At 63.0% G+C, this 12,867-nt stretch carries 15 protein-coding genes; 3 read left to right on the forward strand and 12 right to left on the reverse strand.

Going from position 1 to position 12,867, the window contains the following annotated elements; all coding sequences use genetic code 11:
- Window positions 1-7: 7 nt before the first annotated feature.
- Genes hisF through hisB form a run of 6 tightly spaced genes read right to left on the reverse strand, consistent with a single transcriptional unit; the run spans window position 8 to window position 3,608 of the window.
- Window positions 8-787, reverse strand: coding sequence for an imidazole glycerol phosphate synthase subunit HisF (gene hisF, locus DCO57_RS08775; RefSeq protein WP_116698512.1), 780 nt, complete (start codon window positions 785-787; stop codon window positions 8-10).
- Window positions 787-1,527 carry a 1-(5-phosphoribosyl)-5-[(5-phosphoribosylamino)methylideneamino]imidazole-4-carboxamide isomerase gene (hisA, locus tag DCO57_RS08780; RefSeq protein ID WP_116698513.1) on the reverse strand — a complete coding sequence of 247 codons (741 nt, stop codon included), beginning with the start codon at window positions 1,525-1,527 and terminating at the stop codon, window positions 787-789. The genes hisF and hisA overlap by 1 nt, the downstream gene beginning before the upstream one ends.
- A gap of 6 nt (window positions 1,528-1,533) precedes the next feature.
- Window positions 1,534-1,821, reverse strand: coding sequence for a DUF1330 domain-containing protein (locus tag DCO57_RS08785; protein ID WP_116698514.1), 288 nt, complete (start codon window positions 1,819-1,821; stop codon window positions 1,534-1,536).
- Between the two features lie 21 nt (window positions 1,822-1,842).
- Window positions 1,843-2,496, reverse strand: a complete 654-nt coding sequence (gene hisH, locus DCO57_RS08790; protein WP_116698515.1) for an imidazole glycerol phosphate synthase subunit HisH — start codon at window positions 2,494-2,496, stop codon at window positions 1,843-1,845.
- A complete protein-coding gene (locus tag DCO57_RS08795; RefSeq protein WP_116698516.1) occupies window positions 2,493-2,999 on the reverse strand; it encodes a DUF2628 domain-containing protein in 507 nt (168 codons plus the stop codon). The genes hisH and DCO57_RS08795 overlap by 4 nt, the downstream gene beginning before the upstream one ends.
- Window positions 3,000-3,014: 15 nt before the next feature.
- Window positions 3,015-3,608 (reverse strand): imidazoleglycerol-phosphate dehydratase HisB, encoded by a 594-nt coding sequence (gene hisB, locus DCO57_RS08800; protein ID WP_116698517.1) that lies wholly within the window; start codon window positions 3,606-3,608, stop codon window positions 3,015-3,017.
- Between the two features lie 273 nt (window positions 3,609-3,881).
- On the opposite strand from hisB, the gene pyrF reads away from it, so the two are divergent.
- Window positions 3,882-4,622 carry an orotidine-5'-phosphate decarboxylase gene (pyrF, locus tag DCO57_RS08805; protein WP_116698518.1) on the forward strand — a complete coding sequence of 247 codons (741 nt, stop codon included), beginning with the start codon at window positions 3,882-3,884 and terminating at the stop codon, window positions 4,620-4,622.
- Window positions 4,623-4,656: 34 nt separating this feature from the next.
- Here the strand turns inward: pyrF and DCO57_RS08810 are convergent, their stop codons facing one another.
- The 3 genes from DCO57_RS08810 to rocF all read right to left on the reverse strand — a co-directional run bounded on the left by DCO57_RS08810 (window position 4,657) and on the right by rocF (window position 7,420).
- A complete protein-coding gene (locus tag DCO57_RS08810) occupies window positions 4,657-5,211 on the reverse strand; it encodes a hypothetical protein (RefSeq protein WP_116698519.1) in 555 nt (184 codons plus the stop codon).
- 169 nt (window positions 5,212-5,380) lie between these two features.
- Window positions 5,381-6,466, reverse strand: coding sequence for an ornithine cyclodeaminase (locus DCO57_RS08815; protein ID WP_116698520.1), 1,086 nt, complete (start codon window positions 6,464-6,466; stop codon window positions 5,381-5,383).
- Window positions 6,467-6,478: 12 nt separating this feature from the next.
- Window positions 6,479-7,420, reverse strand: a complete 942-nt coding sequence (rocF, locus tag DCO57_RS08820) for an arginase (protein ID WP_279629133.1) — start codon at window positions 7,418-7,420, stop codon at window positions 6,479-6,481.
- A 131-nt stretch (window positions 7,421-7,551) separates the two neighbouring features.
- Between rocF and DCO57_RS08825 the strand changes: the two genes are divergently transcribed.
- Together DCO57_RS08825 and DCO57_RS08830 are read left to right on the forward strand one after the other, a co-directional pair.
- A complete protein-coding gene (locus DCO57_RS08825) occupies window positions 7,552-8,013 on the forward strand; it encodes an Lrp/AsnC family transcriptional regulator (RefSeq protein WP_116698522.1) in 462 nt (153 codons plus the stop codon).
- A gap of 143 nt (window positions 8,014-8,156) precedes the next feature.
- Complete coding sequence (locus DCO57_RS08830; RefSeq protein ID WP_116698523.1) at window positions 8,157-9,074, forward strand: bifunctional helix-turn-helix domain-containing protein/methylated-DNA--[protein]-cysteine S-methyltransferase; 918 nt, start codon at window positions 8,157-8,159, stop codon at window positions 9,072-9,074.
- 43 nt (window positions 9,075-9,117) lie between these two features.
- On the opposite strand, the gene DCO57_RS08835 is transcribed toward DCO57_RS08830, so the two are convergent.
- The 3 genes from DCO57_RS08835 to accD form a co-directional block, all read right to left on the reverse strand.
- Window positions 9,118-10,380: a hypothetical protein gene (locus DCO57_RS08835; protein WP_116698524.1), complete on the reverse strand. Its 1,263-nt coding sequence runs from the start codon at window positions 10,378-10,380 to the stop codon at window positions 9,118-9,120.
- Between the two features lie 55 nt (window positions 10,381-10,435).
- Entirely contained in the window at window positions 10,436-11,752 is a 1,317-nt protein-coding gene (locus DCO57_RS08840) for a folylpolyglutamate synthase/dihydrofolate synthase family protein (RefSeq protein ID WP_244287912.1), read from the reverse strand.
- Between the two features lie 139 nt (window positions 11,753-11,891).
- Window positions 11,892-12,854, reverse strand: coding sequence for an acetyl-CoA carboxylase, carboxyltransferase subunit beta (accD, locus tag DCO57_RS08845; RefSeq protein WP_116698526.1), 963 nt, complete (start codon window positions 12,852-12,854; stop codon window positions 11,892-11,894).
- Window positions 12,855-12,867: the final 13 nt, after the last annotated feature.

Consider the following 12,867-nt stretch of genomic DNA (forward strand, 5'->3'; position numbering starts at 1 on the left):
CCTCGGGTCAGGCATCGAGACGCATCGGCACACCGGCGGTGTCCATATGCCGTTTGGCTTCCTGGATGGTGAATTCGCCGAAATGAAAGATGGACGCCGCCAGAACCGCGGTGGCATGGCCGTCGCGGATGCCTTCCACCAGGTGGTCCAGCGTCCCGACGCCACCGGAGGCGATGACCGGCACCGGCACCGCGTCGGCAATCGCCCGTGTCAGCGCGATATTGTAGCCGGATTTGGTGCCGTCCCTGTCCATGGAGGTGACCAGAAGCTCGCCAGCACCGAGTGCGACGACCTTTCTGGCGAATTCCACCGCGTCGATACCGGTCGCATTGCGGCCGCCGTGCGTGAAGATCTCGAATTTTTCAGGCTCGCCCGGAGCGTTGACCTGCTTGGCGTCGATGGACACCACGATGCATTGCGCGCCGAACTTCTCGGCTGCCGCGCGCACGAAGTCGGGATTGGTCACCGCGGCGGTGTTGATGGAGACCTTGTCCGCGCCGGCGATCAGGAGCTTGCGGATATCCTCGACCGAACGCACGCCGCCACCGACCGTCACCGGCATGAAACAGGCTTCTGCGGTGCGGCGGACCACGTCGTAGATCGTGTCGCGGCCCTCGTGGCTGGCGGTGATGTCGAGAAAGCACAATTCGTCGGCCCCGGCGGCATCATAGGCCTTGGCCGCCTCCACCGGGTCGCCGGCATCGATCAGATCGACAAAGTTGACGCCCTTGACGACGCGGCCGTCCTTGACGTCGAGACAGGGAATGACACGGGCTTTCAAGGTCATCAGGCTTTGCTCCGCTCAGCGGCGATCAGCGCCATCGCCTCTTTCGGATCCAGACGCCCGTCATAGAGCGCGCGGCCGGAAATGGCCCCTTCCAGGATGGCACAGTCCGGCTCCAGAAGACGGTGGATGTCGTCGATGGAGGCAAGACCGCCGGAGGCGATCACCGGAATGGAGACCGACCGGGCCAGATCGAGCGTGGAGGGAATGTTGAGTCCCTTGAGCACGCCGTCGCGGTCGATATCGGTGTAGACGATGGCCGAGACACCCGCGTCCTCGAAGCGCCTGGCAAGATCCACCGCCGTGAGTTCGGAGGTTTCCGCCCAGCCTTCCACGGCGACACGGCCGCCCCTGGCGTCGATGCCGACAGCGATCCTGCCGGGGAACCTGCGGCACGCCGCCTTCACCAGATCCGGATCGCGCACCGCCACCGTTCCGAGAATCACCCGGGTGATGCCCTTTTCCAGCCAGCCGGCGATATGATCGATGGTCCTGATCCCGCCGCCGAGCTGAACCGGGTTCTTCGTCGCCGAGAGAATGGCGTCAACCGCCGCGCCATTGACGCTTTCACCGGCGAAGGCCCCGTTCAGATCGACCACATGCAACCAGTCGAAGCCCTGGTCCTCGAAGGCTTTCGCCTGGGCTCCGGGATTGTCGTTGAAGACGGTCGCCTGGTCCATGTCGCCAAGCTTCAGGCGCACGCACTGGCCATCCTTCAGATCGATGGCGGGAAAGAGGATCATGTTGTCTTAAATTCCTTCAACGATGACGATTTCGCCATCGGCAACTTTCTGACGGATTTTCACCGCCTGCTGATATTCCGGCGAGTTATAGCAATCGACGGCGTGCTGAAAGCTGGGAAACTCGATAATGACGTTGCGGGCCCGTCCCGGCCCCTCGATGGCATTGGTCTTGCCACCGCGCGCCAGAAAGACCGCTCCGAACCTCTCGAAGGCCGGTTTCGCCGTTTCGACATATTGCGGATATCCGTCCTGATCGTTCACGTCCACCCGTGCGATCCAGTAGGCCTTCGTCATGTCTGTCTCCCGAATTGAGTTTTACGGCGTCCAGTCCAGAAAATTCGCGATCAGCTCCAGGCCGAGCCGCTGGCTTTTTTCCGGGTGGAACTGGGTTCCGATCATGTTGTCGCTCGCCACCATGGCGGTAAACGTTCCGGCATAGTCGAAAGTCGCCAGCCGGTCGGTCTCGCGGGCGCATTGAAGATGATAGGAATGAACAAAATAGGCGTGCAGGCCGTCCGGCCCCGTTTCGATGCCCTTGAACACCGGGTGGCCTTCCGGCCGGAGATCGATGGTGTTCCAGCCCATATGCGGGATCTTCAGGGACGGATCGGAGGGTTTCATCGCCGTCACGTCGCCCTCGACCCAGCCGAGTCCTTCAACGGTTTCGAATTCGAGCCCGCGACCGGCCATGAGCTGCATGCCGACGCAGATGCCGAAAAACGGCTTGCCCCGGACACGGACGCATTCTTCCAGCGCTTCCGGCATGCCGTCGACCGCCCAGAGGCCGCGCTTGCAGTCGGCGAAGGCGCCGACGCCGGGCAGGACCACGTGATCGGCCTTCAAGACCCGTTCCGGATCGGCAGTGACGATCACATCCGGCATATGGGCATGCGCGCGGGCAGCGCGCTCGAACGCCTTTTCCGCCGAGCGCAGATTGCCCGACCCGTAATCGATAATCGCTATTGTCATTGACGGGTCTCCGGACCGAGCGTCAGGCCGACGACCTGCTCGCTGCCGACCCTCGGAACAATCGGCATCGGAGCGGGACGCCCGCGCTCCCGTTCCTGTCCTTGTTCCGGGACGGTCACGGCTGCGCCGGCCTTGTGTAGAAATCGCAATTCGGCTTCGGCCTTGCCGTCGCCTTCGACAAGGCCGACCACACGCCAGCCCTTGCGTTCCAGCGACCAGCGGCGCAACGCCTGCGCTTCCAGCGCAAACAGAATCGAGACGATCAGGGCGGCAAGCCCCATGGCGGCGGCGCCGACGGTCTGCGCCAGAACTTCGATGAGAAGCGTCACCGCAAGATATCCGAGCAGGATCAGCCACATGCGGTGAACAAGCAGCCAGACGGGCGGGAACAGGAACGCAAGGAAGGAAAAGCCGTCCGGCACGAAGGCAAGCCGGTCGCTCTGGCGGGGATCGCCAGCCAGATTCTCATATTCCGGCGGCGCCATAACGATATAGGTGCTCATTCGCCAATCCGTTGGTTAGCTGCCAAGCCGGCCCTTGGTGGTCGGGACACGATCCGCCTGCCGGGGATCGATTTCAACCGCCTTGCGCAACGTACGGGCAACGGCCTTGAAGCAGGTTTCCGCGATGTGGTGGCAATTGGACCCGTAAAGGTTGGCGACATGAAGGGTGATGCCGGCATTCATGGCGAAGGCGCGAAAGAATTCCTCGAACAGTTCCGTATCGAATTCACCGATCTTGTCCCGGTCAAAGGTCACGTCCCAGACGAGGAAGGGCCGGCCCGACACGTCGAGGGCGCAGCGGGTGAGGGCCTCGTCCATGGCAAGATGCGTGTCCGCATACCGGTTTATGCCGGCCATATCGCCCAGCGCCTCACGAATCGCCTGGCCCAGTGCAATGCCGGTGTCCTCGACCGTGTGGTGAAAATCGATGTGCATGTCACCGTCGGCGCGGACCGTGATGTCCATCAGCGAATGCCGCGAAAGCTGCTCCAGCATATGATCGAAGAACCCGATGCCGGTCTGAACGTCATAGGCACCCGTGCCGTCCAGGTTGATTTCCACCGAAATGCGGGTTTCTTTCGTATCGCGCGATACACTCGCCGTGCGCATGGGCTGTTGTCCTCGTTCAGGGTGACGAACCGGCGGTGTTGTAGCAGCCTGAACCGTCTAATGAAATAGAGACTTCGGTGCGATGGTCCGGCAGGTGCCGGAGCACCCCTCTTCGGCGCCGGATGCAACAGGGATCATTCACGCCGACCTGCAGCATGCGAACGACAGGGAGACGTTCGGCGCGACTGCCGGAACCCGGGGGGCGGATCTGGCGCCGGAGGCGCCGAAATGATAAGAACGGATCATTCCCCAGCGCAGTCAGGAGATCCCTTCATGCCGAAAAGCCGCTTCGCACCCACAAGCGCGCGCGAGCGCCTGGTGTTCGCCCTGGATGTTCCGACGGTCCGTGAGGCGGAAGCCCTCGTGAAGCAGACGGACGGCAAGGTCGGCGTCTACAAGATCGGCATGGAGCTGCAATTCGCCGGCGGGCTGGAATTCGCGCGCGATCTGGCAGCGGAAGGCCGGAAGATTTTCCTCGACGTCAAGCTGCACGACATCGACAACACCATTACCAAGGCGGTGCGCAACGTCGCGAAAATGGGCATGACCTTCGTCACGGTGCATGCCTATCCCAAGACCATGCGGGCGGCGGTGGAAGGGCTGGCACAGGAGGGCAATCCGGACCTGTGTCTGCTGGGTGTGACCGTGCTGACCTCCATGGATGAGGCGGACCTGTGTGCGGCCGGATACCGCGGTCCGATCGCGGAAGTGGTCGAAGCGCGTGCCAGGGATGCCAGAGACGCCCATATGGGCGGGATCGTCTGCGCCGCAACGGAAACCCGAAGGCTGCGGCCGATCCTCGGCGACGAGCTGGTCATCGTGACCCCAGGCATCCGCCCGCCGGGCAATGCCGCCGGCGATCAGCGCCGTGTCATGACCCCGGCGGAGGCCGTGCAGGCGGGCAGCGACTATCTTGTCGTCGGCCGGCCGATCAGCCAGGCCGCCGATCCGGCCGCCGCCGCCGAGGCCGTCATTGCCGACATCGACGGCGCCCTGGAAGCGGTTCCCGCCTAGGGTGTGTCCCGGATGACCGTCCGGTCATGCCCGCTTATCCGCCGATCACGCCGTCGACCGTGAAGCCGCACTGCTCTGCAATCTTGCGATAGGATGCGCTGAAGCCGTTCAGGGACGCGGTGTAAACGGGTCCGGCCGGCCCGACGATGTCGATCTGGCCGTTGCGCTGCATGGCCTGCAGGACACGCTGGTTGTCCTCGAAGGGGAAATTCGTTTCCGCGAAGGCAAAGCCCTCTTCGTCGAAACCGGCAAACACCGTCGCCTGCGCGCTGTCACCGTCATCGAAGACGAAATTTACCTTCTGATCGTTCTGCAGAAGGGTTGCCTGACCGCGGAAGGCGCGTTCGGTCAGCTGGACACCCGGAAAAAAGTCGGGCGGAAGCGCATCGCCGTTGGAGACCGACAATCCGACCGTCGGATCGCCGTCACCGCCGGTCCACATCGAACAGGTGATGCGCAGGTCTTCGCCCGTGTCGACCGTATCGATCTGCACGTTCCAGTCCTTGAAGGAAAAATACTGCCCGCCGGCCTGCGCTGAGGTCGCGGTACAGACGGCAATGCTCAAAACAGCCAGGGCTTTGAAGGTCATGAAAATCCTCGGAAAACAGGGGCAGGTCGTAAAGCTGCCCTCTTACAACATGGATTTTCTTAAGATTTCAGGTCCGGGAGCGGAAGGTTTCTCGTGACGGCAACGGCGGAGCCGCATGGTTCCTGCCTTTCCAAACCATCAAGCAGCGCCTGTAGCCGCTCCCGCGCAGTCATGCGGCCTTGTCGTCATCGCAGGCGGCGGAGCGCAGCACCATGCCGTAGAGGTCGCGCGGATCGTCCGGGTCGGCCAGCAGATCCAGCTTTTCGAAGTGACCGGTTTTCGGCAGAAGGTCGCGCAGGTAACGCAGGGCGGCGAAATCCTCGATCGCGAAGCCGACGCTGTCGAACAGGGTGATCTGGCGGTCGGAAGTGCGGCCCGGGGCCTTGCCGGAATAGACCTGCCAGAGTTCGGTCACCGGATGCTCGCGGTCGAGCTGCTGGAATTCACCCTCGACATGGGTCTGGTCGGGAAACTCTACGAAAATGTCCGAGCGCAGGAGGATGTCCCGATGCAGCTCGGTCTTGCCGGGACAGTCGCCACCGACCGCATTGATGTGCACCCCGGCGCCGATCATGTTGTCGGTCAGGATGGTGGCCTGCTTCCTGTCGGCGGTCACCGTTGTGATGATCTGCGCCCCCTCGATGGCGTCTTCCGGCGTCTTGCAGATGGTCACATTCAGCCCGCAGTCCAGCAGGTTTCGGGCAAGGCGCACGCTCGCCGCCTTCTCGATGTCATAGGCGCGGATGTCGGTAATGCCGAGAAGTTCCTTGAACGCCAGGCACTGGAAGTCGGACTGGGCGCCATTGCCGATCACGGCCATGGTGGTTGCGCGCGGTGGTGCCAGATATTTCGCCGCCAGAGCCGAATTCGCCGCCGTGCGCAGGGCCGTCAGGATCGTCATTTCGCTGAAGAGAACCGGATAGCCGGTCTTCAGGTTGGCGAGAACGCCGAAACCCGTCACCGTTTGCAGGCCGTCACGGGTGTTGCCCGGATGGCCGTTGACATATTTGAAGCCGAAGGTCTCGCCGTCGCTGGTCGGCATCAGTTCTATCACCCCCTGGGGCCCATGCGCCGGGATGCGCGGCTTCTTGTCGAAGCTTTCCCAGCGCAGGAAGTCCTGCTCGATGTAATCCGCCAGACCGCGCAGGAATGTTTCCACACCAATGGCGCGCAGGTTCCGCATCATGTTGTCGACGCTGACGAAAGGCACATAGGCGAGATCGGAGGGTTTCAGAGTGGTGGTTCTGCGTGACATTTGTCAGATCCTCTAGAAGCTTCTTGTCGGGCGATCGAACACGCGGCGGCCGAAAAGACTGCCGGCCAGCTCGACCATCAGGCGCGCGGTTTTTCCGCGTTCATCCAGAAAGGGATTGAGTTCAACGAGATCGAGGGAGGTCACCAGGCCGCTGTCATGCAGGATTTCCATGGCCAGATGCGCCTCGCGGAAAGTGGCCCCGCCCGGAACGGTGGTGCCGACGGCAGGAGCGATTTCCGGATCGAGAAAATCGACATCCAGAGAGACATGCAGCAGGCCGTCGGCGGCCCGCACCCGCTCCAGGAACGGCCGCAGCAGCGAGCCGATGCCTTCCTCGTCGATCCGGCGCATGTCGCTGACGCCGACCCCGAGTTCCCGCAGCATGTCGCGCTCTTCCGGGTCGATGGACCGGACCCCGAGGATCTCGACATTTTCCGGTTTCAGGGCATGCCGAAACGGCGAGCCGAGCAGATCGTCGAAACCGGGCAGGCCGCACAGGAAGGCCAGAGGCGTGCCATGCAGATTGCCGCTGGCCGTGGTCTGGAAGGTGTGGAAATCCGAATGGGCATCGAGCCAGAGAACGAAAAGCGGCCGGTTTTTCGCCGCCGCAGCTCTCGCCTGGCCGGAAACGGTTCCCGCCGCCAGAGCATGATCGCCGCCAAGATAGATCGGGAACACGGACGCGCTGCCGAGATCCGCGGCCTTGTCATGAAGCGCCCGCGTCCAGGCGACATAGGCCGGATAATTCTTCAGGACCGGATTGGGCGGGCGCAAAGCGCCGACCGTCGCGGGCGCCAGATTGCCGTGATCGTCTACCGAGTGGCCCAGCGCCTCCAGCATGCCGATCAGGCCGGCGGTGCGATAGGCGTCCGGCCCCATGAGGCAACCTCTCTGTCCCGCGCCTTCATCGACGGGCGCGCCAACCAGTACGATCTGTTTTCCGGCAAGAGTCACGACGTCCTCCGAACGAATCCGAATGCAGGGACAATTTTGCGGAAACCCGGTGGCGGAGTACATCCGGACACTTGATCAAATGCGCTGCAGAAATTACCATTTTGATCGGCTTAATTGATCAAAGTGAAACAATGGACGATCTGGATCTTCGCCTGATAACCCTGCTCCGCCATGACGGCCGGAGATCAGTGTCCGATTTGGCCAATGACCTGAAGGTCACCCGTGCCACGGTTCGCGCGCGCATGGAAAAGCTTATGGACTCGGGGGAGATCCTGGGGTTCACGGCGGTGCTGCGCGACGACTGGCGGGACCTGCCCATCCGCGCCGTCACCCTCGTCATGGTGGAGGGACGGAACACCGATCCCGCTATCCGCGCCCTGGGCGCGATGACCGAAGTCAGGGCCATTCATTCCACCAACGGCAAATGGGATCTTGTCCTGGATATCGCGACACGGGATCTTTCCGCTTTCGACGACGCCCTGAACCGCATCCGGCTGATCGAGGGCATCGCGGCGACGGAAACCAATCTGCTTCTGACCACCCGCAAGGGTCCGGCGGTCTCCGCAAGCGAGTTCAAGCAGGAAACGGGGTAATGCCGCCTGCAGCAGACAAGGGTCATTCCTGACTGCTGAAATCACGGGTTCGCAGGTCGCCCTGCCTGTCTCGCAAATCGGGTCGCTTCCGCCGCTGGCGACCGATAGGATCGGACCCGAATGCAGAAAGCGAAGCAACCGACATGACCAAAGCCATCGATCTTGCCGGCCTGGCACCGGAACCCAGGCCGATCTGCGTCGGCGAGGAAGCCGCGGAGCATTATGACGTTGTCCGCCGGACACTGGAACGGATCACGCGGGACTGGCGCGAGCAGCCCTCGCTGGAAGAGCTGGCCCGGGAAGCGGGGCTGCAGCCGATCCAGCTGCAAAGGGTGTTCTCGCGCTGGGCCGGGCTGACGCCGAAACAGTTCCTGCAGGCGATCACGCTGGATCATGCCAAGGCGCTTCTCAGGGATTCTGTCAGCGTTCTGGATACCTCCCATGAGGTCGGCCTGTCCGGTTCATCCCGCCTGCACGATCTTTTCGTCACCCATGAAGCCATGACCCCGGGCGACTATCGCAACCGGGGCGGAGGATTGACGATCGCCTATGGGTTTCATGCCTCGCCCTTCGGGCAGGTTCTGGTCATGGCAACCGACAAGGGCCTTGCCGGGCTGGGCTTTGCCGATCCGGGCGCGGAACACTCCGCCCTGGAGGACATGTGCGGTCGCTGGCCGGCGGCGTCCTATGTGCAGGATCAGGAGGCGACTGCCGGCTATGCGGACCGGGTGTTCGACCCGCAACAATGGCGGCAGGACCAACCCCTGAACATCGTCATGATCGGCACGGATTTCGAGATCCGGGTCTGGCAGACGCTCCTGAACATTCCGATGGGCCGGGTGACCACCTATTCCGACGTGGCTACGCACATCGGCAGTCCCAGGGCGTCACGGGCGGTGGGAACGGCGGTCGGCCGCAACCCGATTTCCTTTGTGGTTCCCTGCCACAGGGTGCTCGCCAAGGGCGGCAAGCTGGGCGGTTATCACTGGGGTCTGACCCGCAAGCGCGCCATTCTCGGCTGGGAAACCGGTCTGTCCGGGCCGGTCCTGGAATGTGTCTGAAGGATCTGTTTTCCCAACCGGATAATCACGACTTCCTGCCGGGTCAATGCACCGGCCCGGCCGGCATGGGATAGCTGCCGGTGATCGACCAGCCGAAGGAGGCGAGGCGTTCGGCTGCCATGGGGGTCAGGTCGCCGGTGATCAGGAAATCCACGCCGGAGGGAGGGAACGGCAGACTGCCAAGGCCTTCATGCATGGCGGAAAAGGCCTGCGCCACGGTCTGCGTCCAGGCCACCATGTCGAGCGGCATGACAATGGCCGCGAGTCCATCGCGCCTGATGGCGACCGGGATGCCCGAGACCAGCTTGATCTGGCCGAGACCTGAGACGGTCCTGTTGTAGGTTTCCAGCAGGACGACCCGCCGAAGTTGAAAATAGGCGACCTCCCGACTTTCCGCCTCGGCGGCCTTCGCGGCGACGATGTCGAGATCCTGAACCCCCGGCATGGCCAGAAGCTGATAGGCGATGACCGCCTTTTCGCCCTCCGTGAAGAACGGATTTGCGGCGATCTTCCCGATCGTCACCTCGGAAACCCCTGCCTTGCGCAGTGTTTCCGCCGTGCGTTGCTCCAGTTCGGCCGGGGAGCTGTCGACGATCATCGTACGGAAATTGTCCGCGGTGCGGGCGGTGTTCACGATCAGACCGCCCGGCAGCAGGCTGGTGATCGCCGTGACCGTCCAGTTTCCCGCCGTGGTGACGCTGGCGGTTTCATCGAGTTTTTCCGAAAGCGGACGGTAGAACGTATAGGGATCCATACCCAGATCGACCGCCAGTTCGCGCCGGGCACGGGCCTGACCGGTGATCGCCTTCGCCAGGTCCGCCGGAGAGCCTCCCTTGCCGCTCACCACCGACTCCACGCCTTTTGTCAGACGCCCGAACATGCGCCCCACGCCGGTCACCGTGCTCTTCGCCGTGCCGACCGGGTCGGTCACCGTGCTTTCGACGAATTCGACCGGCTTCATTGCCGCCTGCTTGAGACCGTCCACGAAACTCGCATCATTCTTGAGGCTTTCCAGTCCGACCAGGGCGGCGATCTCGGCCAGCCTGAGTTTCAGCAGACCGTCGCCTTCGACCCGCTCGACGCCGAGATCCGTCTGAAGCTGGTAAATGCGCAGGAACCCGTCACCGCGGACCGGGGCCAGAACGGCGTAGCCCGGGCCCTGGTCCTTGCCGTGCAGCACCACGGCCGGGTCCTGTTCCGGCGGGGTCTCATACTGTCCGGTCAGTGCCAGGGAAACGCCGACTGTCGCCACGGCGCCGGCAGCCAGTCCGGCAAACCAGACCGGTACCTTGAACAAGGAATGCATCAAGTTGATCTCCTTCGCGCCACAGCAAGCTCCGGCACCATGAACGCACAGGTCTTCACTCGGGCGCCGTCCCGTTGCGCGCCAGAGCCTCGCCGGCAAGATAGAGCGATCCGCAAATCAGGATCCGCGGCGGCTCGCCGTCTTTCGCGGCACAGGCTGCCACATCGGCAAGCGCTGCGTCCAGTGTCTGGAACGGCGTTGCCTCCAGGCCCGCGCATCGCGCGTGGTCGGCGAGGTCTTCCGGCGTTCTTGCCGTCGCTGTCGAGGAAATCGGCACGGTGCAGACATGGCGCACCAGACCGTGAAAGGGGCGGAAGAAACCAACCGGATCCTTGGTGGTCAGCATGCCGGAGACGAGATAGAGCGGGCGGGGAGCGCGTTCCTCCTGCTCGCCCATGAACTGAGCGATGGAAATACCGGCTCCCGGATTGTGGCCGCCGTCCACCCAGACTTCCGCATCCTCCGGACACAGATCGTGGAGCGGTCCATGGGTGACCGGCTGGAGGCGTCCCGGCCAGTTGACCGACTTCAGGCCGCCGGCAATGACCGCCTCTTCCGGCAGAAGTCCGGCAGCCTTGAGGGTTGCCAGCGCCAGACCGGCATTGGCGAACTGATGGCGGCCGTTCAGCACCGGCGGCGGCAGGTCGATCAGCTCGTCGTCGTCCTGGTAGATCATTCGGCCCTGATCCTCCAGGGCCACGAAATCCTGACCGAAAACCTCGAGAGGTGCCCGGTTGCGCGCCGCCTGACGCCCGATCACCCTGAGAGCCGCGTCTTCCTGCGCCGCGCAAACGACCGGCACACCCTGCTTGATGATGCCGGCCTTTTCAGCGGCGATGTCGGCCACATCATTGCCAAGAAACTTCTCGTGATCCATGGACACCGGCGTAATGACGGTTGCCAGCGGCCGGTCGATGACATTGGTCGCGTCCAGGCGCCCGCCAAGGCCGACTTCCAGAAGCAGCACATCGGCCGGATTGTCGGCGAAGAGCACAAAGGCGGCGGCGGTGGTGATTTCGAAAAAGGTGATTTCCTCGCCGCCATTGGCTTCCTCGCAACGCTGCAACGCGTCCTGAAGCATGGGGTCGGAGACGAACCGTCCGTCCGTGCCGAGCCGAATACGCTCGTTGAAGGAGACCAGATGCGGCGAGGTGTAGACGTGGCAGCGCTTTCCGGAGGCTTCCAGTACGGCCCGCATGGTGGCGGTCACGGAGCCCTTGCCGTTGGTTCCGGCGATATGGATGACCGGCGGCAGATGCCTTTCCGGGTGGCCGAGCGCCGCAAGCAGCCGATGCATGCGCCCGAGCGAGAGATCGATCTCCTTCGGGTGCAGCGCGAGCAGGCGATCGAGGATTTTGGTGATTTGATCCAATGCGCCCTCCGCGGGACTGTCCGGGCCCGTGTTCAGCATGAGATACGCGTTTACGAGATGACCGGCCAGCTGACAAGCGGACAGCGCGAATTTGTCCTCTCATGCCGCTTTCGCGACACTACAGGGTAAACGGAAGCGCCTATTTGGCCGCTTCGGCTTCCTTGACAGCGGATTCAGCCGGTACGGCCGGATCCACCTCGGTCTCGGACTCCGTCTGTTCCGGCGCCTCGAGCGCCATTTGCGGAAGCTGGATTTCCCGCTTCATGAGAATGCCGCAGATCCGGGCAACGGTGTCCTTCATCTGCTGGCGCGGCACCACCATGTCGATCATGCCGTGATCGAGAAGATATTCCGCGGTCTGGAAATCGTCCGGCAGTTTCTCGCGCACCGTCTGTTCGATCACCCGGCGGCCGGCAAAGCCGATCTGGGCTCCGGGTTCGGATATCTGCACATCGCCGAGCATGGCATAGGAGGCGGAAACGCCGCCGGTGGTCGGATTCGTCAGCACCACGATATAGGGCAGTCCGGCTTCCCGCAGCATCTGTACACCGACAGTCGTGCGCGGCATCTGCATCAGCGACAGGATGCCTTCCTGCATGCGGGCGCCGCCGGAGGCCACGAACATGACAAACGGAGTCTTGTCTTCCACGGCCTTGAGCATGCCGGTCAGTATGGCTTCGCCGACCGCCATGCCCAGAGAACCACCGATAAAGGCAAAGTCCTGAACGGCAGCGGTGATGTCCATTCCGTTGACCTTGCCCTGGGCAACATGAATGGCTTCGTCCTCACCGGTCTTGGACCGGGCTTCCTTCAGGCGGTCGGTGTAACGCTTGCTGTCGCGAAACTTGAGCGGATCGGCGTGGACCTCCGGCGTCTGGAGACGCGTGTACTGGCCATCGTCGAAAAAGGACTCCAGCCGCCGGCGCGCCGGCATGCGCATGTGGTGACCGGAATTGGGAATGACCCAGAGATTGGCTTCCAGATCCCGATGGAACACCATCTCGCCGGTTTCCGGACACTTGATCCAGAGGTTCTCCGGAACTTCACGTTTTTTCCAAAGATCCCGGATCTTGGGGCGTACGATAGAATTGATCCAGTTCACGTTTCACGTGTCC

The sequence above is a fragment of the Labrenzia sp. 011 genome (assembly GCF_003075075.1).
Lineage (GTDB): Bacteria > Pseudomonadota > Alphaproteobacteria > Rhizobiales > Stappiaceae > Roseibium.